We start from the raw sequence: 26,279 nt of genomic DNA, 5'->3' as shown, positions 1-26,279 counted from the left end.
GAGTGCATATATAATGGCAGGAAATACATTCGGTGAAGTGTTCAAAATTACAACCTTCGGTGAGTCCCATGGTGTTTCGGTAGGGGTCATTGTGGATGGTGTAACACCTGGCGTCGAGATTAACGAAGCGTATATACAGAAACAGATGGATCGGAGAAAGCCGGGCCAATCTTCAGTGACTACACCTCGTAAAGAATATGATGTTGTCCACATAGAATCAGGAATATTTGAGGGGAAAACAACAGGAACTCCGCTCTTTGTAGTTCTTCAAAACCACGATATGAGACCAGAAGCGTACAGCGAGATCCAGGACGCTTTTCGGCCGGGGCATGCCGATTTTACTTATTTAGAGAAATACGGTATTCGGGATCATCGTGGTAGTGGACGTGCTTCAGGTAGAGAAACTGCGGCAAGAGTGGCTGGAGGTGCGATAGCCCGTAAGTTGTTAGAGAGAAGAGGTGTACAGGTAGTAGCATACACACAAGAAATCGGAGGCATAAAGTGTGAATCCTTCGATGAGGGTGTGATTGAACAAAATGCTGTCCGCGCCTGTGATCCAATTGCAGCTGACAAAATGATTAAAAAAATTGAGGGGTTAGCCGAGATTGGGGATAGCTGTGGTGGCATTGTGGAATGCCGTATTCGTGGCGTGATTCCGGGTCTTGGAGAACCGGTGTTTGATAAATTGGATGCAGAACTGGCGAAAGCTATGCTGTCCATTGGCGCTGTTAAAGGGATAGAATTTGGAGCTGGCTTCGAAGCGGCAACGATGCTGGGGAGTGAGCATAATGACGCGATGAATAGCGATGGTTTTCTTACTAATCATTCCGGAGGAATCATCGGGGGGATTAGCACAGGACAAGAAATCGTATTTCGGATCAGTGTAAAGCCTACTTCGTCCATCTCTGTGCCACAGCAAACGACTAACATCAAAGGGGAAGAACAAGAGATACGCACCGAAGGCAGACATGATCCATGTATTTGTCCGAGAATCGTCCCTGTTGTAGAGGCTATGGCCTGTTTAGTGCTGGAGGATCAGTACAAACGCCAAGCCGCAATGCTTGGATAAATCAAGAGCGGGATGACCCATTAACGCATATTGCGCTAATGGGCTTTTTACTGTTCACGCATAAATCTTTAGTTTTACAAAAGGAGAAAGTTTAATAATCCTTAAGTTATGGGATGACGAAGAATGGGTGGATGGTGTTTTTGAAAAGCTATTTTTTTCGGCATTCAACCGTTAATAATAAAAAGCAGCGGTACTAAGGCTTTAGTCGCCAGCCCTAGTACCGCTGCTTATTTTTAAGGGTGCTTAGTCCAATTCTTCTATTATCTCAAGGTTTTACCCAGGAGCCCTTCAGATCCATTTCCCGAATACAATCGGCCGAGTCGTTCCTGTTGTCGTTAATCATTGGTGTAACCGGGTACACCTGCATTTCATCTGCTGAATAAGGCCGGAGAATCGGATTCAGTGCTTCCAGATCATTTGTCTCCTCATCTAGCCATCGAGTGATATCCTCTGGGGACAAAATAGCCGGCATCCGGCTCTCAAATTCACTAATTAGTGGGTTAGCTTCTGTCATAACCAAAGAGCAGGTGCGAAGAGGCTCTCCGCGCGTATCACGCCAAATTTCGTATAGACCAGCCACTCCAAACATACTGCGATTATTCATGACTACCCGAACTGGATAAGTCTTCTTACCTTCTTTTTTCCAATAATAAAATCCATTGCACGGGATAATACAACGATGCTTGTCCACCATCTTGCGGTAGGTTGGATTCTGATGCACATTTCGGAGATCTGCATTGACCGCATCTTTTCCCCAATAAGGGACGAATCCCCAGCGGAACTCATCTAGGATTCGCTCACCATCCTGCTGTAATACGACCGGCATATCCTGTGTGGGACTAATATTATAGCGGTCTTTATAGTAGTACATCACCCGTTTGATTTCAAAATGCTCCCTAATGTCCTGTAGTTCGGCCGCCAGAGAAAAACGTTGACACATGAAACATCAGCCTCCTTTTGTTTCGTAGTGTTTGTAAAAGGAGGTAAATTATTCATGAGTTCCATGGTCATTCATTCACATTTTTTTCAGTAGGCGCTTATTTTAGCGATCACTCCGTTTCTCCATGGCGTAACCTAGCTCCTCGGAAGCTTCCCTCCATACTGCGCTCTTAGCTGCTGCAATTTGTCTAGCTTGTTCAGACTACTATCTCTATTTGCTAATTACCAAGAATCAGATTCTCGATAATATACGTGGGACCGACCATGGAGTGAAACTCCCAAACCTCACCTCTACCAGCATAGAGTACAATATCTGCATCTTGGGATCGAGGATAGACAAGTCTGTCAGTGATCAGGATCACCTGGTAATTAGCTTCACGTGCATGGTCCAAAATCACTTCGATTTCAGGTAACAGTTGAACAAATCCAAAGACAAGTAATACAGCTTGTTGATCAGCATGCATTAAGGTCTCTAACAGCTCGTGTCGGCTGGGGGCCATTTTTTTCATCTGTAGTCCAAAACGCGCCATACGATAAATCATCAACTCCGCCAGTCCAGCACATGGGGCTATATACATAGACAATTTGAGCTGTAGATAGTGCTTCTACCGCATGTTGCAGCGCCTCGTTGCTCAAATAGCGGCGTGTTTCTTGCAGATGACGTATGCAATTGTCCAGCAGCGGAAACGAAGCCGGTTTTTGAAATCTTTGGCATGTTTGAATCCAGCTGCTTTCCAGAACCGCGAGACGGAGGAGATGCTTAATAGAAGTTCATCTGCCATTTCCTGATCCGTCATATAGACCACGCGTTGCTTTTGAAGCAGCTCATTGGTGAAGCACCTTCCAGAGATGAAGCAGAGGTTGGCAACATGGTCTAGCCGATTCCAAACATTCCTGTTATACTTTTTTCGTGAATGTAATCGGAGGTGGTACTGTGCTAATGCTGGTTTGCCCATTAGCTAGAAGTTCCTCACGCAAAGCCTAAATTAGGGCGATACTTTGCGTGAGGTGCGATAGGATGGATGATCGCCCAAACTAAATATTATCGTTTCTAATAGTGGGCTTTGCACCTTATGGATTGTTCAAAACAAATAAGGGGCTGAAGAGCAATGAATACACCATTTATTAGAAACCATCAATATAATTATATTAAGAAACAAACGGATTTCCTTCTAAATACACTGCGAGCTGTTGCGGATAGAAGAGTCTTGGAGACAGTAAGATATCGTTCATCGTTGAATGTTATCGAAGCATTCCCAACACTCGGTGAGAATCAACAGCAGTTGCTGCAACAAATATCTGCCTTTGAGACTGCATACGATTTTCAGAAGTATCTTAGTGGATTAGAGCCTTATTTAGAACCTTTTCCACAGATTACACCGAAACAGATTCAGAAGCTGTTCCCTAAGAATAAGAAGCTGAAGGTACCTGATTTATCAGCGATCGACTTTCGATATATGACATATTTGAGCTGGATAGATATTGCTACCAATAAATTATTTATTGTATATCCGTTTGAAGGGCAGTTTATCGGTATTGAGGGTAGAGTGACACCAATGAACAAGAATGGGTATTGCCTGTTCTGTAATCGGCAGCAACAGCTTGCCTTCTTTACGGTTAAGACCAGGCTTGCAAAATCTTCGCCGGATGATTATTCCTCCATTGGCCAATATATTTGCATAGAGAGCCAAGAATGTAATCATAGGATTACGGATACAGCAGCGCTAGAGAGATTCATTCTCTCCACTCGTGCATAATGTTAGGATTAGCAAAGGCTGCTTTTGTAGGTAGCTTCAGACTATAGACCAATAGGGTTTTGAAACGAATGATTTCCGTTTCGAAACCCTATTTGCTGTTCGCTCAAATCCTGAATTAATTATTTAAATATTGTTGAAATAGAATCAAAAAATAATGTGATATACTATTGTTATTGCAAGAGTGGGTGGGAGGACAGGTCATGAACAAAGAAGATCAGATCCTAACGGGTGTCAGGGACCTATATAATAAGATGGTTTGGCTTAACAAAGATAAGATGGAAGCCAGTCTTAAGGGTTATACATCTTCCGAAGTACATTGTATTGAATACATTGAAAAAAATGTAGATTCCAACGTTACAAAACTTGCGGAGTCCTTTTTTATGACTCGCGGTGCTATAAGTAAATTAACTAAGAAACTCATAGAAAAAGGCCTGATCGAAAGCTACCAGAAGTCGGATAACAGAAAAGAAATCTATTTTAGGCTTACTGAGCAAGGAAAAGTAATTTATAAAATCCATGAGAACCTTCACAAAGAGTTTCAAGATCGGGATAAAGCCGTCTTTGCGCAGATAACTGAGGAACAATTTGATAGTATGCTTAGTTTCGTGGAAAAGTATAGTAGTCATTTGGATGCGGAAATAAAGAAACAGGGTAAAGATATTAAATCGGAATAAAATTTGAATAATGAAAATGAAACCACATGCAGTCGGGCTCTATGGAGAACGGCTGCATTTTCATTGTTATTTTTTTGTTGACAAGGAAACAAAATAATCGTACGATAAACATGTTTCCTAGGAATCAAATTTTAACCTTAAGGAGTCAACATAATTGTCCAAATTTAAATCACACAATGAACAGAACTCAGGACAATTCGTGGATAAACACGCATTAATATTCGGTCTTATCTCAGTGTTTCTTTGCGGAATAGGCTTTAGTATCATAATGCCTGTCGTCCCATTCTTAGTGCAGCCTTATACAAGCAGTTCGGGAGAACAAGCAATAGTTGTTACGATGCTTACCTCGGTTTATGCAGTCTGTGTATTTTTTGCAGCCCCCATACTTGGAGCTTTGAGCGACAAATATGGCCGGCGTCCATTACTCTTAATATGCCTGTTGGGTTCCGCTATCGGGTACTTGGTTTTTGGCATAGGAGGGGCTCTATGGGTACTATTTGCTGGACGTATAATCGAAGGTATAACAGGCGGGAGCATAAGCACGATCTTTGCATATTTTGCAGACATCATTCCTTCGCAGCAGAGGACCAAATACTTCGGATGGGTGAGTGCGGTTGTAGGTGTAGGCACCGTCATTGGCCCAACGATAGGCGGATTACTTGCTAGGTTTGGTTATTCTGTTCCCTTGTATTTTGGAGCAATCATAACTTTATTGAATGTTGTTTATGGATTCTTTTTTATGCCAGAGAGCCTTGCCAAGAAGAATAGACTGAAGGAGATTACCTTTGTAAGACTGAATCCATTTTCACAGCTTGCAAACTTACTTTCCATGAAAAACTTAAATAGGCTGCTAGTCTCAGCGTTTTTACTCTGGATTCCTAACGGATCTTTACAGGCAGTATTTTCTCAATTTACGATGGATACTTTCAGCTGGAAGCCTGCACTAATCGGACTTATGTTTTCGATTATGGGTCTCCAAGACATCATTTCACAAGGTTTGATCATGCCAAAGCTTTTAAAGAAACTTAGTGATAAACGTATAGCAATTCTTGGAATGGCTTCGGAAATTATCGGTTACAGTTTTATTGCGTTATCTGCTTTGTTCTCATTCTATCCTCTTTTTATCGCTGGAATGTTTATATTTGGCTTTGGGGATTCGATCTTTGGACCTTCATTCAATGGGATGCTTTCCAAGTCTGTCGATTCTAGTGAACAAGGTAGGATTCAAGGAGGCAGCCAATCTATTCAGGCTTTAGCTAGAATGATTGGTCCTATTATTGGAGGTCAGATTTATGTATCATTAGGCCATGCCGCACCCGCATTTATGGGGATGATCCTTATAACAGCGGCCATACTTGTTTTGAATAAGCGTCCGGATGTAAACATGTAAACTGCCTTCGTTTAAGAACATATAAAAATAGGGTTTCAGAACTCAGGAACAAGTTCTGAAACCCTATTTGTCATCGTTATTGTTTGTTTTTGGAATCTTTATTGATAACCCGTGCAGGACGAGTTACCCAGTTCGTACGATTCATCGGTTTAACTGTATCAATTCTGGCATTTGACGGTTCATTTGAAGCAGCAGTGGCTTCCGTTTCAGTAGATGTTGTTACTTCTTGATCCACGCTTTTTTTCCTTGATAGTCCTGTTCCATCATGCTTGCCTCGGTTCCATACTCTTCCCTTACTCATACATACACTCCATTTCTATACGCTTATTCATAAACCATATCATATTAGGACAAGTTAAGGAAGAAAGACATAAGCACAAATCAAAGGATTTTTCAAGTTATATTGGTTACTGGAGATTTCATTTGGCGATAGCTATAATAGTACTGATATTGAAAGGAGAGTACTTATATTATGGCAATCAAGATCATAACAGACAGCGGTTCTGACCTACCCCTTGACTACATGGAGAAGTATAATGTTTCCGTAGTCCATCTACCGGTTCATTTTGGGCATGAGTTAATGCCTGCGGATACGGATACGAAAACCTTTTATGCTAAAATGAGTGAATCCAAGGAGCTACCTACTACAGCAAGTCCAAGTCCAAACCAATTCCTTGAGACATTCAGGCAAGTAGAGGAAGGTACTGACATTATGGTCATTTGTATGTCCTCTAATATTAGTAGCACCTATCAGACGGCTATGATCGCTATGGAAATGTACCAAGAAGAAGGACACACCAATGCGATAGAGGTTATAGATTCCAAGACCTTTTCTGGCGGGTTGTCGCTGATTGTGGGCCTTGCGGCGAAGTGGTCACAGACTTGTTCAAGTCTGCAAGAACTGAAGGACAAGGTGCTTCAGCAAATGGATGAAGTTCGCGCATATTTTACACTGGATACGCTTGAGAATGTGATGAAGGGCGGACGTCTAAGCCGGATATCAGGAGCGGTTGCTTCCGTGCTAAATATCAAACTACTGCTCAAAATCAGCGAAGAGGGTACTGTTGAGGTAGTGGAGAAGACCCGGGGTCTTCCTAAGGCATTAAACCGGCTGCTTGCGCATTTGGATGAGAAGCAGCATGACTACGAGAAGGCTGTTATCGCTATAGTACACAGTAATTGTGAGAAGCTTGCACTTGAGATTAAAGAACGCATCTTACAAAAGCACCCATTCAAAGAAGTTTTACTCTCAAGTATGGGACCTGTAATGGGAACCTATGCGGGTGAAGGTGGAATTGGGGTTGCTTTTTAATAGGATTCCGAGGGCGTTTATACTTGCCAGCTGGTGTTCAGATTTCTGGAATTTTACGATCGTACATGGGACGAGTTCCTGTGTGCGATTTTTATTTAAATATAAGAATTTGAAGGATGTAATAATTTAGCTATTCTTTAGATTGGGTTTAGGTGAGTTTAATAATCGAAGATTATAGTTAGATGGGGTGATTACTGTGTATACAATTCTAATCGCAGATGATGAAGCAGAAATTGTGGAATTATTGAGATTATATTTAGAGAAAGAGTACAATATTGTGGAGGCGAACAGTGGGACTGAAGCGTTATTGCAAGTGCAGAACCATAAAATTGATTTAGCGATTCTTGATATTATGATGCCTGGTCTAGATGGACTGCAATTATTGAAGAAGATTCGTGAGTCTCATCATTTTCCGGTGTTGTTTTTATCTGCAAAAAGTGAACATTATGACAAAATCTTGGGGCTTGAACTCGGTGCCGACGATTATATTTCCAAACCGTTTAATCCATTAGAAATTGTAGCGCGTGCGGGAGCTTTGCTGCGGCGGGTACATCATTTTGACGCACAGATAATTGAAGAAAAAGCAGATGAACAGATTGTGTTGGGAGAATTGAGGCTGGATCAAAGCCAGTGTCTGCTCTATCGTTCAGGTGAAGCCGTCATCCTTACCTCTACTGAGTACAAAATTCTGGAATTAATGATGAAACAACCGGGTCGGGTCTTTACACGAAAAAAAATATATGAGGCGGTATGGGAAGATTTCTATGTGTACGAAGATAATAGTATCATGGTACATATCAGTAATATCCGGGAAAAGATCGAGGAAGATTCCAAAAAGCCGGTTTATTTAAAGACTATTAGAGGGCTGGGATACAAAATTGAAGCGCCTATGGAGCAATAGAGATCAACGACCTTTACAATCATCGCTGACGCTGGATTTTTTGTTATTCATCTGCATTTTGTTTTTTCTTGTGATTGTTTATTATTTGTTTATTAATCTTGATGTGACCCATATGTTCGAAAAAAATAAAATCGCTGATCCTGATTTGAAGGTTGAAGCGAGTGCCTATCGAGATAATCCGGAGCATGGGATAGAAACCAAACGGCTTCTGCGTAGCGGTGGGTGGATTGAGATCTTGGGTCAAGACAAGAAGGTCATCGAGGTTGTTGGAGAGAAAAAAGACGATGCAACACAATATACCGACAACCAGCTCTTAAGTAATCTGGAAAACGGAGAAGATCAGGCGTACTTCTACTCGTTGGCTACACGCAATAATGAGAATGAATCAGAGTGGCTGCTTTTGAAAATCCCTAGAGAAGTCATCGACATTTCAATTAATAGTGATCCATTAGTTGAATACTTCAACCACTCGCTTTCATACTATGTTTTTTTAGGAGTTGGAATGGTTCTCTTACTTATTATCGTGTACAGCTATTGGGTAGCACGAAGAATCAGGAAGCCGCTGCGTATTATTACGCTTGGTTTGAAGCAGATGATTGAAGGGAATTATGATACTCGTATCTCGCTATATGCAGAGAAAGAATTTTCGCAAATTGGGGAGACTTTTAATTATATGGCGGACGTAATTGAGAAGACAACGAAAGAAAAACGTCAAGCAGAAGAAAGTAAGAAACGCATGATGGTTGATCTTTCTCATGATCTGAAGACACCCATTACGAGTATACAGGGGTTTGCACAGGCGTTGGTTGAAGGTCGTGGTGAGGACGAAGAACGCCAGAAACGGTATTTAACCTATATCTATAATAAATCCTCGCAAGTGACCAAGCTGATTCAAAATATGGTGGAGCTACTTAAAATAGATTCCCCAGATTTTTTACTACGAATGGAGCGTCATGAATTGGGCGAGTTTATTCGTGAAATCGTTGCAGACTCCTATGGTGAGATTGAACAAAAGAACTTCATCCTGCAGTTGAATGTTCCTGAACAGGAAGTGTTCGCAAACTTCGATGCGGAGCTACTCTCGAGTGTAGTTCATAATTTGATCTCCAATGCTTTGACCTATAATCCGCTAGGCACACATCTGCGAGTGGAGGTTATACCCTCGGAGAGCGAGGTTACTATTGAAATTGCAGATACCGGAGTAGGCATTCCTGAAGAGCTTTGGTCAACGCTTTTTGATCCGTTTGTTCGAGGAGATAAAGCGCGGTCAACTACAGGTGGAACGGGTCTTGGTTTATCCATTGCTATGAAAAATACAGAGAAAATGGGTGGCACGCTTCATCTCAGTCGCGGAAAGAAGGAACCAACGGTATTCACCATACGTATTCCCAAATAGCGAGATGAAAGACACCCGAAAATAGAAGATGGGAGAGAACTATGGCTAAACTGAACACATTCATTCGAGTTTGTATAGCAATCCTTTTGGTGTTAGGCATCGTATATTTAGGCTCACAAGTTAATTTTATTTTCAGTCCAATCTTGTCTTTGTTCAATGTTATTATCGTGCCCTTAATGTTGGCCGGATTTTTCTATTATTTACTCCGACCTCTAATCAATACTTTGGAGAGATATAAACTAAATCGCTCTGTTGCGATCATCATCGTATATGTGGTCATTGCATTGCTCTTGTTTGGTTTTAGCATTGGAGTATGGCCTTCACTTCGAACACAGCTAATTAATTTTGTCGATAATATGCCAAATCTGATCGCAGCCGTGAATCAGCAGCTATTGAGGCTCGAGGACAGTGGATTTTTGGCTTCTGTTATCCCGGCGGATATGGATCTTGCTTCCCAATTGACTGAATATTTGAATAAAGGATTTAATCTGATTTCGAATTACGTAACGGGTCTATTCTCCTTTGTTTCAAATTTCGCGATTATTTTATTTACCTTTCCTATTATGTTGTTTTACATGCTTAAGGAAGGTGGGAAATTTGGTCGTAAGATTGTAAGTTTCTTTCCAAAGAAGTATCGTGGAGAAGGGACTACAATGATGAGTGAAATTGACAGTGCATTAAGTGGATTCATTGTTGGTCGGGTATTAGTCAATCTGGCGCTTGGTGTTCTGATGTATATTGGTTTCCTTATTATTGGGCTACAGTATGCATTGTTGTTGACAGTGATTGCTGTTGTGATGAATTTTGTACCATTTATTGGTGCAATTCTCTCCAGTATCCCAATTTTTATTATCGGATTCATCCAATCGCCGTCCATTGCAGTATGGTCCATCATCATCGTTCTTGTAGCTCAGCAAATTCAGGATAATCTGATCGCTCCCTACATTTTTGGGAAAAAGCTTGATATTCATCCGCTGACAACGATCATCTTAGTGTTGGTCGGTGGAGATATAGGTGGGATTATTGCGATATTGCTCATTATTCCACTGTATATGATTGTGAAAATCCTCCTGACCAAAGTGTTTAATTTGTTTGTTAAGAACCACAGGGTAGAGGTAGAGGAGAGCCTTTAATATCTCTTAAATTATCAAATATGGAGGTTGTTTTATGAATGAAGGAACGGAGCAAGGATTAATTCATATCTCAGATGATGTAGTCACATCGATCGTTGGACAGGTGGTTCTGGAAACGCCAGGTATTGCTGGGATGTCAGGAAGTAATATTTCGGACAACTGGGCCAAACGTTTGGGCGGTAAAAATGTGAAAAAAGGATTGTCTGTAGAAGTGAAGGAAGAAGACGTTGCCATAGACCTGCGGGTTATTGTTAATTACGGATGTGTGATTCAAGAGGTCTGTTATATGCTGCAAAAAAATGTACGTAATGCTGTGGAGAATATGATGGGCTTGTCCCTTGTTTCAGTAAATGTGAAAGTTGAGAAGGTAGCCCTTCCAGTATAAGGATATCTCTCAAATAGGCACCGTCTTATAGGCTTCTGCATAGAATGGAGCAAATCTATTTACGGAGGTCAGAGCATCCATGTCGACATATTACACTGGGCAAGAGCAGAATGTGATTTATCAGGCCGATCCTGCGGTGATCCGGCACCTGCACGGTGTCCGTGATTCCTTGCATCAATCTTGCAAGCCCTACCTAAACCATAGGGTGAATGTACAGACTTTAGATGGCTTAGTGCATGAAGGCACTATTGCCGGAGTAGATAATAAACATTTATATTTGAACGTTGCGGTAAATGGGCAAATGTCACGCGGATATTATAATCCATATCAACCTTATCATCCGCATCCGGGTCCTGGTCCATATCCAGGTCCTTACCCAGGTCCTCCTAATAATAATGTGATCTTGCCGCTTGTGTTGTTCGAGCTACTTGCTATTTCTTTACTCTAAAGCTTGCATTCTATTGAATAAGGACATGTGCTGAATTCGCGGTCGTACGATGACGCGTCTAGCCATGTTCTTTTTTTTGTGTGTAAATGAAGGTTGCTCTTGATATAATGGCTGTAAACTGGGAGGTGTCATATGATTAGATATCCGATTTTGAACAAAAATGCGACAGTTGGGGTAACTGCACCTTCATCTGGAGTAGGGGCTCAAAATGCAGAGTTAATTAAGCTTACTTCAAGCCGTTTGGAGTCTAAAGGATTTAATATGATTTGTGGGGATACGGTATGGACGCAAGAGAAAGCTAAATCCGCACCGGCCAAAGTTCGTGCTCAGGAGTTTAACGAGATGATGGGCAGTGAACATATTGATATCCTTATTCCGCCTTGGGGCGGAGAGTTGTTAATTGAGGTTCTTGAATTTATTGATTTTGATACTATGAAGGACAAGTGGATCTTAGGCTATTCAGATATTAGCGTGCTGTTGCTTGCAGTTACGTTAAGAACGGGGATTGCCACGGCCCACGGGACTAACCTTGTTGATTTAAGAGGAGAGTATTCAGATGATACCACAGCCATGTGGGAAGCGGTTCTAGAGACGAAAGCAGAGGATTCTATCGTCCAACATTCATCACGTAAATATCAGGGGGAATGGCAACATGATGCTCCTCCTACGCCTTATGTATTTCACTTGACAGAAGATACCCGTTGGAAGACAGTATCCTCTGGTCCTGTAACTATGAAAGGGCGTCTGCTAGGGGGCTGCATAGATGTAATTAGGCATCTGATTGGCACACCATTTGGCAATCTGCGGCATTTCCAAGAACAAATGATTAACAATGAACCGATCCTATGGTATTTGGAAAACTGCGAACTGAATACGGTTGATGTACGCAGGTCATTAGTTCAGATGAAGCTTGCAGGTTGGTTTGAGAATTGTTCTGGCATTATGTTTGGCAGAAGTCCTGCTAATCGACCAGTAGAGAACTACACGGCCGAAGACATCTACGCAGAGCTTTCTGAGGAACTCCAGGTACCTATTGTGTATGATATCGATTGTGGCCATATTCCACCGCAAATTACGCTGATTAACGGTGCGTACGCTGAAGTTGATGTGACGGACGGAGTAGGAACGGTAAAGCAATTTTTCTATGAATAAATGCATACAGAAAAGGGACAACCATTTGGGTTGTCCCTTTTCTATAAAATGTTTCACACTATACTTCATGTCTTATGCTTCTTGCTTAAACGCTTAGTTCTGTGTAGTCACAATTGCGGTAATTTCCTCATCCAGGTCTAGCCTTACATCTTCGCGATATGCACGAATGCCATATTCGCTAAGCATGTAACGTAGGATCGCCTCGATCATGTTGGACTCAACTAAATATTGACTACGTCCCTGTACCCAAACCTCAGCAGAGTATCCGGTGTCTTCTTCCCAGCTCAGTTCTACCTGAACATCTTCAGGGCGAACCGCTTTACGTTCAGCCATGTGTAGACATAGGGCATTGATGATCTCATCCATGCTTAGAACCATTGTTGACATTAGTAACGCCCACCTTGATCTTCTAAGCGACGACGTTCTTTTCTGCGACGGAAGAAGGACATCACGAGCATTACGAGCACATAGATAGCAAGCATATTAATGGCGAATCCTAGAATGTTACCGAAGGCACCCATACCGGCGAACATTCCACCGAACAGTAACCCAGCCAAACCACCGATCATCATACCTTTCATTAAGCCGCCACCGCTGAAGAATCCTCGTTTCGTATTCGCAGTAGATCCTGCTGTGGAGCTTTTAGTGCTATCGCTTTTCCTAACGTTATCGGTTGTTGATTTTTTTGGAGTTGTTGAGTAACTACGAGTGCCGGATTTAAATCCGCCACCACCTCGCTTCGCATCCACAAAGTTCGGGGTAGCTACGGCGAAAAATAGAGTGAAGGCCATTACAATCATCATTACGCGTTTCATTGGTTTCATTTAGTACGAAAACCCTCCTGTGAGTATGAATTTGTGTGCATGTTCGTTAATACGCAGCAAGTCCCACTAGGTTTCAATTTTTATTTAAAATATAAGAAAGTATTTGGCTGTGTAACTATACTATCCTTATATTTCTCGCTTAAACACTTATCGTCCTTTTAAGGACGCTGAAGGTGTTTATGCTTGTCATAATTTATACTGTTTTATTCACAAAAAAAGCATGGATCTAGGATCCACGCAATTAGCAGACAGAAGTTAGTTACTTAAATCATTTATACCCATCAACGACAAGCTCAAGCGCTCCGGTAGCCGGATCGATGATCATGCCATGCACAGGTACATTTGGGGGTAGTAATGGATGCTTATTGATTAGATTCACAGTTTGAGATACCCCTTCTTGGATATTGTCAAACCCACGTAGCCATTTGGTAAGCTTAATCCCGGAATTCTCAAGCGTATTCAGCACCTCTTCGGATACTCCACGTTCTTTAATGGAATTGATCATATGTTCTGCGTTGAGGGAAGCCATACCGCATTCATAGTGCCCAACAACGATAACTTCCTCCGCGTCAAGTTCATATAACGCAACCATGACACTACGCATAACACTACCAAAAGGCTGAGAAATAACCGCTCCGGCATTTTTGATGATTTTAACATCACCGTTCTTAAAGTTCATAGCTTTTGGTAATAGTTCAACCAGACGGGTATCCATACAGGTGATAATCAACATTTTCTTATCTGGATAGCGGCTTGTTAAATACGTTTCATACTCTTTATTCTCTACAAAACTCTTATTGAAGTTAATAATATCGGATACATGGCTCATGGCTGTTCTTCCTCCCTAAAATCACTAAAATGTACTTACATTACGCATATCTCTTACCAGGATATTTTTTCCATAAATCTGTGAATCACTGTCTAGCTTAAAGGAAGAGAATCTTTCCTCGGCATCCAGACGCATCTTGTCCTCATAAAAGATTTCCTGCTGGCGGCTTACGATAAAGGGAAGGGAATTACTTTCAATCCTGGAATCGCCGTCCTCTACTTCTGAAACAATCAGTAATACATTAATTCCGTCACACCCGCAGCCTTCCGTATCATAAAAGAGCTTGAAAAATCCTGGCCGATCTTCAAGCCTTTCCTTCAACTTCCTTTCTGCGAGAGGTGTAACTTGAATCATCATAGCCTGTTCACGCTCCTTTGAATTTTGTGCGAAGCAAGGTCTGCTTCTTATGTAACCCATTGAATATTTTAAATTAGAGATGTAATCTCTGAAGTTGATTATACTCATTCAAAAAAGTATCATCAAGAGGAGTCGGGAAAACAGAGAAAGCAGGTGTAATAAAATGGAACAGCAAGTGAAGGAACAGTGGGGGAAATTTAGCGAGTTATTATCAAAAATAAGTGGATATTCAGAGGCCATAGAATTACTTCACTGGGATTTACGCACCGGTGCGCCACGTAAGGGAGTAGAGGTTCGTTCGGGTACGATAGGGATGCTTAGTGGAGAACTGTTCAGACTCGGGATTTCGGAGGAGATGGGAGATTTTACAGAATTTTTTACCCGTCCTGAAGTGATTACCCAGCTATCACATGATCAGAAGAAGATTGTTACCGATTGCCGTAAAGAATATGAGCGCAGCAAGAGCATCCCTTCCAAAAGATTTGAGGAGTACGCTGTCCTGTCCGCACATTCCCAAACCATTTGGGAAGAAGCCAAGGAGAACAATGATTTTGCCACTTTTGAGCCTTACTTAAGCAAGATAGTTGCTCTAAAGCAAGAATTTATCGATTATTGGGGTGTAAAAGGAACGCGTTACGATACGCTTCTTGATATGTATGAGCCTGATCTTACGGTAGAGAAAGTGGATGAAGTATTCAGCCGCCTGCGCAGCCGTTTGGTACCATTAGTAGAAGCTATCGCTGCTTCGCCCAATAAACCGGACACAAGCTTCTTACAGCAGATCTTCCCTAAAGAACAGCAGGAAAAGTTCGGCAACTTTATTTTAGAGCAAATGGGCTACGATTTTGACGCAGGTCGTTTAGATGAGAGTGTGCATCCTTTTGCTACAGGATTAAATCCAGGCGACGTTCGTATTACGACCGCTTACCTGCTTGATAATGTGACTAGTGCCATATTCAGCTCACTACATGAAGGTGGACATGCGCTTTATGAGCAAAATATCAGCAAGGACTTTGTTGGAACACCATTGGCACAAGGTGCATCGATGGGGATTCATGAGTCTCAGTCGAGACTATGGGAGAACATGATCGGACGCAGCCGGGCTTTCTGGCAACGTTATTACGGCGATCTGGAGCAGCAATTCCCGGAGCAGCTTGCAAATGTGGAGTTGGAAGATTTCTACCGGGCGATCAACAGCGTGGAGAACTCATTTATCCGGATCGAAGCAGATGAGCTTACATACAATCTGCACATTATTGTGCGTTATGAGATCGAAAAGCTTATTTTTAATGAAGGACTTTCTGTAAAAGACTTGCCTCAAGTATGGAATACTAAGTATCAAGAGTATCTGGGTATTACTCCGCCTTCTAACGCACTTGGTGTGCTGCAAGATGTCCATTGGTCTGGCGGGGATTTCGGATATTTTGCTTCCTACTCCTTAGGCAATATGTACGCTGCACAAATTTTGAATACACTACGTAAAGAGTTACCGGAGTTTGATGAGTTAATTGCTGCAGGGAACCTGCTACCTATTAAAGAGTGGCTTACCGATAAGATCTATCGTTTCGGCAATAGCTTAACGCCTTCACAAATTATTGAACAAGTAACGGGGGAACCACTGAGTCCAGATTATTTAGCTGATTATTTAGAAGCGAAGTATACGGAGATCTACAAACTGTAATCAAGTAGGGTACGCGTGGTATAATAGAAAGAAAGTTTAGACGGAAGGATATGGATATGGCAAATACTCACACCTACAGCCGGAGAGAAGAAGTCGCGAATGCGATTACGCACGGGATTGGAACGGTATTAAGCGTGGCTGCACTTGTTCTGCTTGTTGTTTTTGCAAGTCTGAAAGGAACGACATGGCATGTGGTCAGCTTCTCCATCTATGGAACGACAATGCTGCTTCTGTATCTAAATTCAACACTAGTGCATAGTCTCAAAGAGGGTAAGGCGAAGGATTTGTTCGAATTTTTCGATCATTCCGCTATTTATCTGTTTATTGCCGGCACGTATACCCCCTTTTTGTTAGTCGCCATTCGGGGAACGCTTGGATGGAGTTTGTTCGGCGTTATTTGGGGAATCGCAGTGTTCGGCGTTTTCTTCAAGGCGTTTTTTGTTAAAAAGTTTCTGTTCATGTCCACCATATTCTACATTGCAATGGGCTGGCTGATTGTAGTCGCTTGGAATCCTCTTTCGGCTGTTGTAGCAGACGGTGGAATGATCCTGCTGATGGCCGGTGGTATACTCTATACATTAGGTACTGTTTTTTATGTATGGAGAGGGTTCCCATACCATCATGCGATTTGGCATGTATTTGTCCTTGCGGGTAGTGTCACACACTTCTTCGCCGTATTGATTTATGTACTGCCGATCCAATAATTTCAAGCGGATTTTTTACGGGAATAAGGGATTTTCAATAGAAAAAGAGATGACAAGCAAAAATGCTTGACATCTCTCTTTCTTTTAGGTATCATAAGGGACGTTGTGAAGGTGTAAAGTGTTTTTCCTTGACGAAGGGAGTGCCCTTAATGAGTCAGGAGAATAGGCTCGAGAAAACGAATCGTATCAATCTGCTTTTTGCCTTCTATGAACGACTGCTTACAGATAAGCAGCAAACGTTTCTTAAATATTATTTTCACGATGATTTTTCCTTGGGAGAGATTGCCGCTGAATTTGGAATCAGCCGCCAAGCCGTTTATGAACATATTAAACGGGCGGAGCAAGTCCTAGAAAATTATGAAGAAAAACTTGGATTATTAGTGAAGCATGAGAGTCGTACCAAATATTTAGAAGAACTGCGCAGACTGCCGGAGAATGGGATGCTGCCTGAGCAATATAAACTTCGGTTCGCGGAGATCGTGGATCGCTTGCAGAGGTTAGAGTAGCATGAAGGGAGAAACTGCATATGGCGTTTGAAGGTTTAACCGGAAGATTGCAGAATGTGTTCAGCAAGCTACGCGGTAAAGGTAAAGTATCCGAAGATGACGTAAACGAAGCTATGCGCGAAGTACGGCTGGCCCTTCTGGAAGCCGACGTTAACTTCAAGGTAGTTAAAGAATTCGTGGCTAAGGTGAAAGAAAAGTCTATTGGTACAGAAGTGATGGACAGCTTTACACCTGGGATGGTCATTATCGACATCGTTAACAAGGAACTAACGGAGCTGATGGGCGGAAGCCAAGCGAAGCTGGCCAAGTCGAATAAACCGCCAACTGTCATTATGATGGCGGGTTTACAAGGGGCGGGTAAGACAACCACTTCGGGTAAGCTGGCCAAGCTGTTACAGAAGGGCAATCATCGTCCATTGCTCGTTGCGGCAGATATTTATCGCCCTGCTGCGATCAAACAGCTTCAAGTACTTGGAGAACAAATTAAAGTTCCAGTATTCTCGCTAGGCGATCAGACTAGTCCGGTAGAGATTGCCAGACAAGCTGTACAACATGCGAAGGATAACGGACTCGACTATGTAATTATCGATACTGCAGGCCGCCTGCACATTGATGAAGAATTGATGGAAGAACTGAAGCAGATTCACAACGTTGTAAATCCTGATGAAGTTCTGTTAGTAGTAGATGCAATGACCGGTCAAGACGCCGTGAATGTAGCCGAGAGCTTTAATAAGCAGCTTGAGCTTACAGGGGTTGTATTGACGAAGCTCGACGGCGATAGCCGCGGTGGTGCTGCACTATCCGTCAAGGCCGTTACTGGTTGCCCGATCAAGTTCGCTGCGCTAGGTGAGAAGATCGACGCATTGGAGCCGTTCCATCCGGAACGTATGGCTTCGCGGATTTTGGGTATGGGCGACATGTTGTCGCTGATTGAGAAAGCTCAAGCGAATATCGACACTGATAAAGCAAAGGAAATGGAACGTAAGATGCGTAATGCAGAATTTACGTTTGATGATTTCCTTGAGCAAATGGATCAGGTGAAGAAGCTTGGCCCGATCGATCAAATTCTTGATATGCTGCCTGGTATGAACAAAGCCAAGGGCATTAAGGATTTGAAGGTTGACGACAAGCAAATGGGCCGCGTTGAAGCCATAGTTCATTCTATGACTAAGACGGAAAAGCGTCAGCCCGAGATCATCAACCATAACCGCCGCAAGCGTATTGCTGCTGGTAGCGGAACTTCGGTTGCCGAGGTCAACCGCCTCATTAAGCAATTTGATGAGATGCGTAAGATGATGAAGCAATTCTCAGGCATGATGGGCGGAGGCGGTAAGGCCTCCAAGAAGAATGCTATGAAGCAGCTTAAAGGTCTAGGTGGAAAAGGTATGAAGTTCCCTTTTAAATGATCTTGCTGTTCTAATATCTCGAAACTATTATAAGGAGGTGATTTTTCGTGGCAGTACGTATTCGTCTGAAAAGAATGGGAGCGCATAAAGCGCCTTTCTATCGTGTAGTGGTTTCCGATTCCCGGTCCCCTCGTGACGGTCGTTTTATCGAGGAAATCGGTTATTATAATCCGATTGAACAACCGGCAGTAGTTAAGATCGATGAGGAAAAAGCTCTTAAATGGCTTCAAACAGGTGCGCAAGCATCTGATACAGTACGCAACTTGCTTTCCAAAGCAGGCGTAATGAAGAAGTTTCATGAGCTTAAGCAACAGAAATAATGACTGATTGCGAGGGTCCTCTATGGAAGAATTAGTTGGAGTAATTGCTAAGGCTTTAGTGGATCATCCAGAAGATGTGACGGTACGAGCGGTGGAGAAGGATCACCTAATTGTCTATGAACTGTCCGTACATCCTGATGATGTAGGAAAGGTCATTGGCAAACAAGGAAGGATCGCTAAGGCGCTCCGTACAGTAGTCACATCTGCAGCAGTCAAGAGCGATAAACGCGTAACTGTAGATATTTTATCTTAAATGATGCGTACAATGAGGGGCTAGGGATAGTATATCCCGGCTCCTTTTTGTTCAAAAATAGATTAGATGAAGCTTGTAAAGGAGAGGGTTGTATGTCAGAAGAGTTAACCGTAGGCAGACTTGTGAATACGCATGGTATTCGCGGGGAGATTAAAGTGCTATCCCATACCGATTTCCCTGATGTTCGTTTTGCTGCAGGTAAGAAGCTGCAGGTGATCCCTGCAGATGGCAGTGCTAAATTCGAAGTAACTGTAGAATCCGCTCGTGAGCACAAGGGTATGTTCATCGTTAAGCTCAAAGGGTATACGAACATCAATGAAGTGGAAAAATATAAAGGTAGCCTCCTGAAGGTTCCGAGTAATGATCTGGTTGATCTTCCTGAGAATGAATACTACTTCCACCAAATCGTCGGTTGTGAGGTTTACACGGATGAAGATGAAAACAAACCACTCGGTACGATTACAGAAATCTTACAGCCTGGTGCAAATGACGTATGGGTTGTTAAGCCTGCAAAAGGACAAGACATCCTAATTCCTGTAATCAACGATGTAGTCCTGAATGTGGACATAGAAACCAAACGAATTACTGTTCATTTGATGGAAGGGTTATTGCCATGATGAGAATTGATGTGCTTACGCTCTTTCCAGAAATGTGCGAAGGCGTATTCAGCACAAGTATTCTTGGTAAAGCACGTGAAAAAGGAATCGTCTCCTTAAATGCTGTGAACTTCCGTGATTTCTCGGGAAATAAGCATAATAGTGTGGATGATACACCGTATGGCGGTGGCGGGGGCATGGTGCTCAAGCCTGATCCGATTTTTAATGCAGTCGAGCATGTGCTTGGTATTACAGCGAACGAGGAAGAACACAATCGATCTGATGAAGAGGTTTCTGTGAAACCACGTATCATCCTTATGTGCCCGCAAGGGAAAACTTACAATCAGAAGATTGCAGAGGAACTGGCGCAAGAGCAGCACCTTATCTTCATATGTGGGCATTATGAGGGATATGATGAGCGGATTCGTGAGCATCTGGTAACAGATGAACTTTCAATGGGTGATTACGTGCTAACAGGTGGAGAGTTGCCTGCGTTGACGGTTATAGATTCCATAGTCCGGCTTCAGCCGGGAGCACTTGGAAATGAAACCTCTGCGATTACTGACTCGTTCAGCACGGGACTACTAGAATATCCACACTACACACGTCCCGCCGAGTTTCGCGGCTGGAAGGTACCAGATATTTTGCTGAGTGGTCATCATGCTAACATCGACATATGGCGGAGAGAACAGGCACTGCTGCGCACATTGGAACGCAGACCGGACCTATTTGAGACTGCAGAACTTACGTTGAAAGACAAGAAGACACTGGAACGTCTAAGAAATGTGGACAAACCGGAGTGATAATTTAATGAAACAGGTATATTCGACGTCTTTTTAACGTATCTTACGTTGAGGAGGCGTTTTTGTTATGTGTACCTGAGAACAAATAAAATAATAGTTTTCAAAATAATATGAGTTGATGCGTTAAAAGCTTCTTTTTAGGGTAATGAATAGAGGTGCCGTACTAAATATATGCAGCTGATAACGCAGCAAGTTTAACTATTGAAGGGAATGAACTGAAGTGACTACGAAGACGCATGAAGAATTCAAGCCTAACGTGGACACAATCCACAAGGAAGCGGAGCCGCTCCGCACCGTGAATGATATTATCGATTTTTATACAAATCGCAATTCCCATTCGCCATTTAAAGAGTGAACATATAAGATTGAATGTTAGGGATTGATTGTTGGGCTGAATAAAACCATTAGATACAGTGAATTTTGTGTTCGCTGTCGCTAATGGTTTTATTCTTTTGGAAGGTAAATAACCACTTTTCAATGAGATCTAGCATCTCAGCGAAAAGTGGTTATTTTTTGAAATTATAAGAAAGTATACGATTCACGATATACTTTATCCTTATAATTCTCGCACAAACGCTTACCGTCCTTAAAAGGACGCCTAAGGCGTTTTAGCTTGCTATAAAAGTTCGTGGAGGCACATGTTATTCTTTGCGTAAGATTTTGTGTACTCCTGTAAGGAGTGAGTACAGCGCAACACATACGAGAACAGTAACAGCCCATGCATAGTTGCGAACGGTGTAAGTAAGTGAAGCTAAAATAACGAAAATGGTGATACGCAGTACGCCTTCTTTAATGAACTGTTTTCTTTCTACATTCATGAGATTGGCCTCCTCGAATGGATGGGATATTGCGGACCGCAAGCCGAAGATAGGTCTTACATTATCTATAGCCTTGAGGAATACGAAAGATACAAGGATCGAAAAAAGTAAATATTGACCCAAAGTCCGACCTATGTAAGTTCGCCGTTACCGACCTGTACTCCTACACATAGATTATATCATTACGAACAAGGAGGAGTACACTAGTGGAAGCTTATTATAACTGTTTGCGCTGTAAGGATAGAAGGGTGCGGATTCTGACTAGAGACGGTAGACAGCACGAAGGCGTTATAACAGATGTAGACAGATACAATGTTTACTTAAGAACTGACAATGGTTCTGCGCATACTTCTGCTTTTTGGGGAAATTCTTTTGCCTCAAATCAGATTTTAACTTTGAGTCTGTTCACCTTGCTGGCTATCGCATTAATTTAATCTCTAGGAATCAAAAACAGACCGCCCGATTATCCCGGACGGTCTGTTTATTGCTGATTACTGCACTGTAATTGCACCAATATTTGAGTTTAGGGACAACAAGGGTCCGCCTCCGTTAATATCGGTTTTTCCACCTTCTACACCTTTGATTTGCCCGAGATCACTATTGGCTTCCAAGCTGCAATTCATACCATCGGCTAGGACAGCACTGAGGCTGCCAACCTCTGTTTTGGCTTTTAGGTTGCTATCATCCTTCATCCCTGCTATATCCATACGTATACTACCAGTATCGGATTCTACAGTGGATTTTCCAGTGATTTTAGCCCCTTCAATATTGATCGCTCCGACGTTGCTGACGATATGATAATTGCCCTTTAGATTACGAAGATGAATCTGACCTACGTTATTTGTAATTTTATATTTATTCATGCTGGCGGGGAGTTCTATATTATAGCTTATGCTAAAATCTGAATATCCATATTTGTCTTGCGCCCATGTCCATAAGTCCTTCTTAGGACTTGATTTGGAATGCGTGGACACCTTTAAAGTATCACCACTGACCTCTACTAAAACTTCAGCATCATCCATAATCTTTTGACGGTCAGACGCATGGAGAGAGCTGTTGTGGGATGAGATCGTTGCATTTACGTGGATCAGATCTCCTGTAACAGCTGTAACTTCTATTTCTCCTACTGCATTGTCCATGCTGAGTACGGATGCTGAACCGATCGCTTGCGATACGGAGAGTTCTTTGCTAATGCTGTCTGCTTTAACTTCGTCAACTACCTTGGTAGCTGTTTCCTCAACGGCTTGCTGTACAGTTGCAGCTGCTTTTCCTAGCTCTTGCTTGACAACTTCACCAATGTTCTGGTGCACATCCTCAGAAATACTCTTTTCAACCTCATTTTTGGCAGATTGTCTGCCTGGTAATTCAGTGCAACCTGCCAAAAGTACGATAGATAATACGGCTACTGCTGCTAATACACTATTATTATTCCTTTTCCTCATTGAACGAACTCCTCCTCATATATGGGTGTATGTGATCTTACATATGTGACTTCGTTATGTACTTCTGTAAGTATAGCTTATGGAATTTATCTGTAAAAACGGCTGGAGGCGGGTTATTATACTGGACCAAAGACTAGGTCACAAAAGTGTTCACTACACTTCGATTTTTAATTGTGCTAAAATAAATGAAAGATCACTCATTGTATAAATACGGTATGGGTACATATTTAAAAGGGCGCGGAAATCCTCATATTGAACCTTCAGCAGCTACTGGAAATTGCTTTTTTCGGATAGAAGTGCATAGATGTGCTAAGGCTACATTGTATACAGATATAGACCGTTACCTCACTTGCAGAACAGGGCGGTCTTTTTACTTTCTTTCTTTAATAAAACCTGAAGGGTGGAGGGAGCCAAATGAAATATGTAGCCATTTTGCTTGCCTTAGTAGTTTTGACAGGCGTATATTTTTTAGTCTGGAAACGGAAAATAAATATCACAAGAAATTATCCACGTACCACTCGGAGTAATGTAATCTCAATGGATAGTCATCGTAAAGCAAAACAGAGTCCAGGGGAGCAGCCTTGCTCTTCTTGTAAGAAGAAGAATGGAAAGCTAATCTTCTATGCACAAGACAATGGAACTGTAGTTGGTCTGTGTAAGGATTGCCAGTCGAAGGCGAAAAAAAGAGATATGCTACCGCTTTAAATAGAAAAAATAAGTTGTATTAGCCCGTCCTTTATGGTATTATTATCTCTGTTGTGTGGAATACGGTGGTCCGCTGCGGATAATGAGGGAGAGCATAGTTCTCTCCGGAAGAGGCAAGAACACCTGTACGGAAGGAGGAAGTCCTTAATGAATATCCTACAAGCTATTACGCAAGAGCAACTTCGTAAAGATATCCCAAGTTTTCGCCCGGGTGACACTTTGAAGGTGCATGTAAAAGTTATCGAGGGAACTCGTGAGCGTATCCAGTTGTTCGAAGGCGTTGTAATCAAACGTCGTGGCGGTGGAATCAGTGAGACTTTTACGGTTCGTAAAATTTCTTACGGTGTTGGTGTGGAAAGAACATTCCCAATCAACTCGCCTAAAATCGAGAAAATCGAAGTGGCTCGTCGTGGTAAAGTGCGTCGTGCTAAACTTTATTACCTTCGTGAACTACGTGGTAAAGCAGCGAGAATTAAAGAAATTCGTCGCTAGAATAGTGACAAAGGAAAGGGGCTTGAATTCAAGCCCCTTTCATTTTATTATTTTTTGAAAATATAAGAAAGCATAAGTTTCACGTTATACATTATTCTTATATTTCTCATATAAACGCTTACCCGCCTTAAAGGACGCTGAGGGCGTTTTAGCTTGCATACAATGCGTGCGACATATACGCTTGGGGATCAGCTTCTCCGAAAAGGCCTCCTGAAGGAGTATCTGTGGAGGGGTTTTTGGCAGGAGCTTTTTTGTGTTGTATAGTAAGAGTAGTATTAAGAGAGGACGGTGAAACTATGCAGCAGGAACAAAGTGAAACTTTGGAATCAAGCGCGCAGAACCCACGTAAACCTAAAAATGAAGTCTTGGAATGGGTCAAGGCCATTGCGATTGCTTTAGTGTTGGTTTTTCTGATTCGCTGGCTTTTATTCAAGCCTTTTATTGTAGATGGACCTTCCATGAAGCCTAATTTCCATACTGGTGAACGTGTTATCGTAAATGAGATTTTGTACGATATTAGATCTCCGCAGCGGGGCGAGGTTATAGTATTCCACGTGCCATCTGAGGGTAGAGATTTTATTAAACGTGTAATCGGTGTGGCTGGAGATACTGTGAAAGTAGAAGGGGATGTAGTTACAGTTAACGGTGAAGTTGTTAATGAGACTTATATCCAAGATGCAATTGATGCAAAGCATAGTATCAACGCTCTGTATAATAATAAAGATTTCCCTAATGAAGAGTTCCCGGATGGTACTGTACCTGAAGGACATGTGTTCGCTATGGGGGATAATCGCTCGGATAGTACGGATAGCCGAATGATCGGTTATGTACCTCTGGGGGATATTGTGGGCCGTGCAGATTTAATCTTCTGGCCGATAAAGGATATTTCACTGATTAACCATTAAGTTGACAGAAGTCAAAGGAGGTGACGGCAATGGCCATTCAATGGTTTCCTGGTCATATGACGAAGGCTAGGCGGCAAATCGAGGATAAGCTGAAGCTGATTGATGTTGCAATAGAATTGCTCGATTCCCGTCTGCCGCTTTCCAGCCGCAATCCGATGATTGACGATATTTTGCGGGACAAGCCAAGATTGATTATTTTGAACAAAGCGGATCTGGCAGATCCGGAAATTACACGGAAGTGGCTGGCGTACTTCAAGGCACAAGGGCATGTTGCTTATCCTGTTGATGCATCTACTGGAACAGGTGTAAAGGATATTCCAGAGCAAGTCAAGCTGCTGCTAAAAGAGAAGATTGACCGGCAGATTGCAAGAGGAATGAATCCGCGAGCGATGCGTGCATTGATCGTTGGTATTCCTAACGTCGGTAAATCAACACTTATTAACCGGATGGCTGGTAAGAGTATCGCTGCTACTGGTGACCGCCCAGGGGTAACCAAGGGTCAACAGTGGATTAAGACAGCCGGTAATTTGGAGCTTCTGGATACTCCAGGTATTCTATGGCCGAAGTTTGAGGACCAAGAAGTTGGTTATCGCCTAGCGGTAACGGGTGCAATAAAGGAAGAAATCCTGAATGTTGAGGACATCGGCTTTTATGCAGTGAAATATTTGGTGAAGGACTACGGATCTAGATTTCAAGAACGCTTTGGCATTGAGAAGCTTCCTGAGGATCTGGAGAATCCAGATGAGATCGTAGCTGTTATGGAAGCCGTGGGTCGTAAACGCGGTTGTCTGATTAGCGGTGGACGCGTAGATCTGGAAAAAGCCTCGCGGGCCTTGTTGCATGAGCTACGGGCAGGTAAGCTTGGACGTTTTACGTTAGAAACTCCTTAAATGGCGTGAATTCTGCGTTTAATGGGCTAGGTATGGAAGAGCCATCCGAAATTTCGGAGGCTCTTTTTTTATGGTACGCCCAGCATGGGCGTCATCTTTAGGGTGAAAGTCCCGAACGGGGGCTGGCGAGCGCCTACCGTTAGCCAAGGGCAAGGGTGTCCACCGTGAGGTGGAATCTGAAGGAAGCCGGAG

Annotated in this window: 35 protein-coding genes; 25 read left to right on the top strand and 10 right to left on the bottom strand. The window is 42.5% G+C overall.

Annotated elements, in window-relative coordinates:
* Positions 1-13: 13 nt before the first annotated feature.
* Complete coding sequence (gene aroC, locus L1028_RS24295) at positions 14-1,069, top strand: chorismate synthase (protein ID WP_234540467.1); 1,056 nt, start codon at positions 14-16, stop codon at positions 1,067-1,069.
* 265 nt (positions 1,070-1,334) lie between these two features.
* Here the strand turns inward: aroC and L1028_RS24290 are convergent, their stop codons facing one another.
* The 3 genes from L1028_RS24290 to L1028_RS24280 form a co-directional block, all read right to left on the bottom strand.
* A complete protein-coding gene (locus tag L1028_RS24290; RefSeq protein WP_234540464.1) occupies positions 1,335-2,009 on the bottom strand; it encodes an SOS response-associated peptidase in 675 nt (224 codons plus the stop codon).
* A gap of 217 nt (positions 2,010-2,226) precedes the next feature.
* Positions 2,227-2,592, bottom strand: a complete 366-nt coding sequence (locus tag L1028_RS24285; protein ID WP_234540463.1) for a MurR/RpiR family transcriptional regulator — start codon at positions 2,590-2,592, stop codon at positions 2,227-2,229.
* A 48-nt stretch (positions 2,593-2,640) separates the two neighbouring features.
* Positions 2,641-2,805 (bottom strand): hypothetical protein, encoded by a 165-nt coding sequence (locus L1028_RS24280; RefSeq protein WP_234540460.1) that lies wholly within the window; start codon positions 2,803-2,805, stop codon positions 2,641-2,643.
* A 312-nt stretch (positions 2,806-3,117) separates the two neighbouring features.
* Here L1028_RS24280 and L1028_RS24275 point away from each other — a divergent pair, with 312 nt between their 5' ends.
* The 3 genes from L1028_RS24275 (at position 3,118) to L1028_RS24265 (ending at position 5,829) form a co-directional block, all read left to right on the top strand.
* Positions 3,118-3,765 carry a FusB/FusC family EF-G-binding protein gene (locus L1028_RS24275; protein ID WP_234540458.1) on the top strand — a complete coding sequence of 216 codons (648 nt, stop codon included), beginning with the start codon at positions 3,118-3,120 and terminating at the stop codon, positions 3,763-3,765.
* A 200-nt stretch (positions 3,766-3,965) separates the two neighbouring features.
* Complete coding sequence (locus tag L1028_RS24270; RefSeq protein ID WP_234540457.1) at positions 3,966-4,439, top strand: MarR family transcriptional regulator; 474 nt, start codon at positions 3,966-3,968, stop codon at positions 4,437-4,439.
* A 154-nt stretch (positions 4,440-4,593) separates the two neighbouring features.
* Positions 4,594-5,829: an MFS transporter gene (locus L1028_RS24265; protein ID WP_234540455.1), complete on the top strand. Its 1,236-nt coding sequence runs from the start codon at positions 4,594-4,596 to the stop codon at positions 5,827-5,829.
* 76 nt (positions 5,830-5,905) lie between these two features.
* Here the strand turns inward: L1028_RS24265 and L1028_RS24260 are convergent, their stop codons facing one another.
* Positions 5,906-6,130: a hypothetical protein gene (locus L1028_RS24260; RefSeq protein ID WP_234540452.1), complete on the bottom strand. Its 225-nt coding sequence runs from the start codon at positions 6,128-6,130 to the stop codon at positions 5,906-5,908.
* A gap of 171 nt (positions 6,131-6,301) precedes the next feature.
* On the opposite strand from L1028_RS24260, the gene L1028_RS24255 reads away from it, so the two are divergent.
* From L1028_RS24255 to L1028_RS24225, 7 genes are all read left to right on the top strand, one after another.
* Positions 6,302-7,141 (top strand): DegV family protein, encoded by an 840-nt coding sequence (locus L1028_RS24255; RefSeq protein WP_042189493.1) that lies wholly within the window; start codon positions 6,302-6,304, stop codon positions 7,139-7,141.
* A gap of 196 nt (positions 7,142-7,337) precedes the next feature.
* The gene (locus L1028_RS24250) at positions 7,338-8,042 is read left to right on the top strand and encodes a response regulator transcription factor (protein WP_234540449.1); all 705 of its coding nucleotides are present in this window, start codon (positions 7,338-7,340) and stop codon (positions 8,040-8,042) included.
* On the top strand, positions 8,020-9,438 hold the full coding sequence (locus L1028_RS24245) for a sensor histidine kinase (protein ID WP_234540447.1): 1,419 nt from the start codon (positions 8,020-8,022) through the stop codon (positions 9,436-9,438). Before L1028_RS24250 ends, L1028_RS24245 begins: the two co-directional genes overlap by 23 nt.
* Positions 9,439-9,479: 41 nt before the next feature.
* On the top strand, positions 9,480-10,571 hold the full coding sequence (locus L1028_RS24240; protein WP_234540445.1) for an AI-2E family transporter: 1,092 nt from the start codon (positions 9,480-9,482) through the stop codon (positions 10,569-10,571).
* 34 nt (positions 10,572-10,605) lie between these two features.
* Entirely contained in the window at positions 10,606-10,956 is a 351-nt protein-coding gene (locus tag L1028_RS24235) for an Asp23/Gls24 family envelope stress response protein (protein ID WP_234540443.1), read from the top strand.
* Positions 10,957-11,035: 79 nt separating this feature from the next.
* Positions 11,036-11,404, top strand: a complete 369-nt coding sequence (locus L1028_RS24230; protein WP_234540438.1) for a hypothetical protein — start codon at positions 11,036-11,038, stop codon at positions 11,402-11,404.
* Between the two features lie 132 nt (positions 11,405-11,536).
* Positions 11,537-12,556 carry a S66 family peptidase gene (locus L1028_RS24225; protein WP_234540436.1) on the top strand — a complete coding sequence of 340 codons (1,020 nt, stop codon included), beginning with the start codon at positions 11,537-11,539 and terminating at the stop codon, positions 12,554-12,556.
* Positions 12,557-12,649: 93 nt separating this feature from the next.
* On the opposite strand, the gene L1028_RS24220 is transcribed toward L1028_RS24225, so the two are convergent.
* The 4 genes from L1028_RS24220 to L1028_RS24205 all read right to left on the bottom strand — a co-directional run bounded on the left by L1028_RS24220 (position 12,650) and on the right by L1028_RS24205 (position 14,566).
* Positions 12,650-12,934: a YxcD family protein gene (locus L1028_RS24220; RefSeq protein ID WP_042132285.1), complete on the bottom strand. Its 285-nt coding sequence runs from the start codon at positions 12,932-12,934 to the stop codon at positions 12,650-12,652.
* Positions 12,935-12,942: 8 nt separating this feature from the next.
* On the bottom strand, positions 12,943-13,371 hold the full coding sequence (locus L1028_RS24215) for a hypothetical protein (RefSeq protein ID WP_423803084.1): 429 nt from the start codon (positions 13,369-13,371) through the stop codon (positions 12,943-12,945).
* Positions 13,372-13,648: 277 nt separating this feature from the next.
* The gene (locus tag L1028_RS24210; RefSeq protein WP_234540428.1) at positions 13,649-14,209 is read right to left on the bottom strand and encodes a beta-class carbonic anhydrase; all 561 of its coding nucleotides are present in this window, start codon (positions 14,207-14,209) and stop codon (positions 13,649-13,651) included.
* Positions 14,210-14,233: 24 nt separating this feature from the next.
* Positions 14,234-14,566 (bottom strand): iron-sulfur cluster biosynthesis family protein, encoded by a 333-nt coding sequence (locus tag L1028_RS24205; RefSeq protein WP_234540425.1) that lies wholly within the window; start codon positions 14,564-14,566, stop codon positions 14,234-14,236.
* 163 nt (positions 14,567-14,729) lie between these two features.
* On the opposite strand from L1028_RS24205, the gene L1028_RS24200 reads away from it, so the two are divergent.
* The 9 genes from L1028_RS24200 (at position 14,730) to L1028_RS31380 (ending at position 21,190) form a co-directional block, all read left to right on the top strand.
* A complete protein-coding gene (locus tag L1028_RS24200; RefSeq protein WP_234540423.1) occupies positions 14,730-16,247 on the top strand; it encodes a carboxypeptidase M32 in 1,518 nt (505 codons plus the stop codon).
* 56 nt (positions 16,248-16,303) lie between these two features.
* On the top strand, positions 16,304-16,951 hold the full coding sequence (gene trhA / locus L1028_RS24195) for a PAQR family membrane homeostasis protein TrhA (RefSeq protein ID WP_234540419.1): 648 nt from the start codon (positions 16,304-16,306) through the stop codon (positions 16,949-16,951).
* 149 nt (positions 16,952-17,100) lie between these two features.
* On the top strand, positions 17,101-17,457 hold the full coding sequence (gene ylxM, locus L1028_RS24190; RefSeq protein WP_234540416.1) for a YlxM family DNA-binding protein: 357 nt from the start codon (positions 17,101-17,103) through the stop codon (positions 17,455-17,457).
* Between the two features lie 20 nt (positions 17,458-17,477).
* A complete protein-coding gene (ffh, locus tag L1028_RS24185) occupies positions 17,478-18,863 on the top strand; it encodes a signal recognition particle protein (RefSeq protein ID WP_234540413.1) in 1,386 nt (461 codons plus the stop codon).
* A gap of 47 nt (positions 18,864-18,910) precedes the next feature.
* Positions 18,911-19,183, top strand: a complete 273-nt coding sequence (gene rpsP / locus L1028_RS24180) for a 30S ribosomal protein S16 (RefSeq protein WP_036688604.1) — start codon at positions 18,911-18,913, stop codon at positions 19,181-19,183.
* A 22-nt stretch (positions 19,184-19,205) separates the two neighbouring features.
* Positions 19,206-19,436 (top strand): KH domain-containing protein, encoded by a 231-nt coding sequence (locus L1028_RS24175; RefSeq protein ID WP_042128982.1) that lies wholly within the window; start codon positions 19,206-19,208, stop codon positions 19,434-19,436.
* Between the two features lie 92 nt (positions 19,437-19,528).
* Positions 19,529-20,053 (top strand): ribosome maturation factor RimM, encoded by a 525-nt coding sequence (gene rimM, locus L1028_RS24170; protein ID WP_234540409.1) that lies wholly within the window; start codon positions 19,529-19,531, stop codon positions 20,051-20,053.
* On the top strand, positions 20,053-20,835 hold the full coding sequence (trmD, locus tag L1028_RS24165; RefSeq protein ID WP_234540503.1) for a tRNA (guanosine(37)-N1)-methyltransferase TrmD: 783 nt from the start codon (positions 20,053-20,055) through the stop codon (positions 20,833-20,835). The genes rimM and trmD overlap by 1 nt, the downstream gene beginning before the upstream one ends.
* A gap of 220 nt (positions 20,836-21,055) precedes the next feature.
* On the top strand, positions 21,056-21,190 hold the full coding sequence (locus tag L1028_RS31380; protein ID WP_279306913.1) for a hypothetical protein: 135 nt from the start codon (positions 21,056-21,058) through the stop codon (positions 21,188-21,190).
* A 286-nt stretch (positions 21,191-21,476) separates the two neighbouring features.
* Here L1028_RS31380 and L1028_RS24160 read toward each other — a convergent pair whose 3' ends face one another.
* The gene (locus L1028_RS24160; protein ID WP_156113147.1) at positions 21,477-21,653 is read right to left on the bottom strand and encodes a hypothetical protein; all 177 of its coding nucleotides are present in this window, start codon (positions 21,651-21,653) and stop codon (positions 21,477-21,479) included.
* A gap of 206 nt (positions 21,654-21,859) precedes the next feature.
* On the opposite strand from L1028_RS24160, the gene L1028_RS24155 reads away from it, so the two are divergent.
* On the top strand, positions 21,860-22,087 hold the full coding sequence (locus L1028_RS24155; RefSeq protein WP_234540404.1) for an LSm family protein: 228 nt from the start codon (positions 21,860-21,862) through the stop codon (positions 22,085-22,087).
* A 57-nt stretch (positions 22,088-22,144) separates the two neighbouring features.
* On the opposite strand, the gene L1028_RS24150 is transcribed toward L1028_RS24155, so the two are convergent.
* A complete protein-coding gene (locus L1028_RS24150) occupies positions 22,145-23,095 on the bottom strand; it encodes a hypothetical protein (RefSeq protein ID WP_234540400.1) in 951 nt (316 codons plus the stop codon).
* Positions 23,096-23,509: 414 nt separating this feature from the next.
* Between L1028_RS24150 and L1028_RS24145 the strand changes: the two genes are divergently transcribed.
* The 4 genes from L1028_RS24145 (at position 23,510) to ylqF (ending at position 26,087) form a co-directional block, all read left to right on the top strand.
* Positions 23,510-23,800 carry a hypothetical protein gene (locus L1028_RS24145; RefSeq protein ID WP_234540396.1) on the top strand — a complete coding sequence of 97 codons (291 nt, stop codon included), beginning with the start codon at positions 23,510-23,512 and terminating at the stop codon, positions 23,798-23,800.
* A gap of 147 nt (positions 23,801-23,947) precedes the next feature.
* Complete coding sequence (gene rplS, locus L1028_RS24140) at positions 23,948-24,292, top strand: 50S ribosomal protein L19 (protein WP_042128973.1); 345 nt, start codon at positions 23,948-23,950, stop codon at positions 24,290-24,292.
* Between the two features lie 296 nt (positions 24,293-24,588).
* Positions 24,589-25,197 carry a signal peptidase I gene (gene lepB / locus L1028_RS24135; protein WP_234540394.1) on the top strand — a complete coding sequence of 203 codons (609 nt, stop codon included), beginning with the start codon at positions 24,589-24,591 and terminating at the stop codon, positions 25,195-25,197.
* Between the two features lie 29 nt (positions 25,198-25,226).
* Positions 25,227-26,087, top strand: coding sequence for a ribosome biogenesis GTPase YlqF (ylqF, locus tag L1028_RS24130; RefSeq protein WP_234540391.1), 861 nt, complete (start codon positions 25,227-25,229; stop codon positions 26,085-26,087).
* The last annotated feature ends 192 nt before the right edge of the window (positions 26,088-26,279 follow it).

This window comes from Paenibacillus pseudetheri, from assembly GCF_924513355.1.
In the GTDB taxonomy this organism is placed as follows: domain Bacteria; phylum Bacillota; class Bacilli; order Paenibacillales; family Paenibacillaceae; genus Paenibacillus_AQ; species Paenibacillus_AQ pseudetheri.
Note: the sequence above shows the minus strand (reverse complement) of the source record. Positions and strands in the feature narration are given on the sequence as shown.

What these genes read in the sequence shown, in the direction of transcription:
- L1028_RS24260 (WP_234540452.1), bottom strand. Translation starts at nt 6,130, where the DNA reads ATGAGTAAGGGAAGAGTATGGAACCGAGGCAAGCATGATGGAACAGGA.
- L1028_RS24145 (WP_234540396.1), top strand. Translation starts at nt 23,510, where the DNA reads ATGAAATATGTAGCCATTTTGCTTGCCTTAGTAGTTTTGACAGGCGTA.
- L1028_RS24220 (WP_042132285.1), bottom strand. Translation starts at nt 12,934, where the DNA reads ATGGTTCTAAGCATGGATGAGATCATCAATGCCCTATGTCTACACATG.
- ylxM (WP_234540416.1), top strand. Translation starts at nt 17,101, where the DNA reads ATGAGTCAGGAGAATAGGCTCGAGAAAACGAATCGTATCAATCTGCTT.
- ylqF (WP_234540391.1), top strand. Translation starts at nt 25,227, where the DNA reads ATGGCCATTCAATGGTTTCCTGGTCATATGACGAAGGCTAGGCGGCAA.
- L1028_RS24160 (WP_156113147.1), bottom strand. Translation starts at nt 21,653, where the DNA reads ATGAATGTAGAAAGAAAACAGTTCATTAAAGAAGGCGTACTGCGTATC.
- L1028_RS24235 (WP_234540443.1), top strand. Translation starts at nt 10,606, where the DNA reads ATGAATGAAGGAACGGAGCAAGGATTAATTCATATCTCAGATGATGTA.
- L1028_RS24215 (WP_423803084.1), bottom strand. Translation starts at nt 13,371, where the DNA reads ATGAAACGCGTAATGATGATTGTAATGGCCTTCACTCTATTTTTCGCC.
- L1028_RS24175 (WP_042128982.1), top strand. Translation starts at nt 19,206, where the DNA reads ATGGAAGAATTAGTTGGAGTAATTGCTAAGGCTTTAGTGGATCATCCA.
- rplS (WP_042128973.1), top strand. Translation starts at nt 23,948, where the DNA reads ATGAATATCCTACAAGCTATTACGCAAGAGCAACTTCGTAAAGATATC.
- L1028_RS24200 (WP_234540423.1), top strand. Translation starts at nt 14,730, where the DNA reads ATGGAACAGCAAGTGAAGGAACAGTGGGGGAAATTTAGCGAGTTATTA.
- ffh (WP_234540413.1), top strand. Translation starts at nt 17,478, where the DNA reads ATGGCGTTTGAAGGTTTAACCGGAAGATTGCAGAATGTGTTCAGCAAG.
- trhA (WP_234540419.1), top strand. Translation starts at nt 16,304, where the DNA reads ATGGCAAATACTCACACCTACAGCCGGAGAGAAGAAGTCGCGAATGCG.
- L1028_RS24255 (WP_042189493.1), top strand. Translation starts at nt 6,302, where the DNA reads ATGGCAATCAAGATCATAACAGACAGCGGTTCTGACCTACCCCTTGAC.
- rimM (WP_234540409.1), top strand. Translation starts at nt 19,529, where the DNA reads ATGTCAGAAGAGTTAACCGTAGGCAGACTTGTGAATACGCATGGTATT.
- L1028_RS24225 (WP_234540436.1), top strand. Translation starts at nt 11,537, where the DNA reads ATGATTAGATATCCGATTTTGAACAAAAATGCGACAGTTGGGGTAACT.
- L1028_RS24280 (WP_234540460.1), bottom strand. Translation starts at nt 2,805, where the DNA reads ATGACGGATCAGGAAATGGCAGATGAACTTCTATTAAGCATCTCCTCC.
- L1028_RS24275 (WP_234540458.1), top strand. Translation starts at nt 3,118, where the DNA reads ATGAATACACCATTTATTAGAAACCATCAATATAATTATATTAAGAAA.
- L1028_RS24230 (WP_234540438.1), top strand. Translation starts at nt 11,036, where the DNA reads ATGTCGACATATTACACTGGGCAAGAGCAGAATGTGATTTATCAGGCC.
- L1028_RS24205 (WP_234540425.1), bottom strand. Translation starts at nt 14,566, where the DNA reads ATGATGATTCAAGTTACACCTCTCGCAGAAAGGAAGTTGAAGGAAAGG.
- L1028_RS24210 (WP_234540428.1), bottom strand. Translation starts at nt 14,209, where the DNA reads ATGAGCCATGTATCCGATATTATTAACTTCAATAAGAGTTTTGTAGAG.
- L1028_RS24240 (WP_234540445.1), top strand. Translation starts at nt 9,480, where the DNA reads ATGGCTAAACTGAACACATTCATTCGAGTTTGTATAGCAATCCTTTTG.
- lepB (WP_234540394.1), top strand. Translation starts at nt 24,589, where the DNA reads ATGCAGCAGGAACAAAGTGAAACTTTGGAATCAAGCGCGCAGAACCCA.
- trmD (WP_234540503.1), top strand. Translation starts at nt 20,053, where the DNA reads ATGAGAATTGATGTGCTTACGCTCTTTCCAGAAATGTGCGAAGGCGTA.
- L1028_RS24290 (WP_234540464.1), bottom strand. Translation starts at nt 2,009, where the DNA reads ATGTGTCAACGTTTTTCTCTGGCGGCCGAACTACAGGACATTAGGGAG.
- aroC (WP_234540467.1), top strand. Translation starts at nt 14, where the DNA reads ATGGCAGGAAATACATTCGGTGAAGTGTTCAAAATTACAACCTTCGGT.
- L1028_RS24150 (WP_234540400.1), bottom strand. Translation starts at nt 23,095, where the DNA reads ATGAGGAAAAGGAATAATAATAGTGTATTAGCAGCAGTAGCCGTATTA.
- L1028_RS24270 (WP_234540457.1), top strand. Translation starts at nt 3,966, where the DNA reads ATGAACAAAGAAGATCAGATCCTAACGGGTGTCAGGGACCTATATAAT.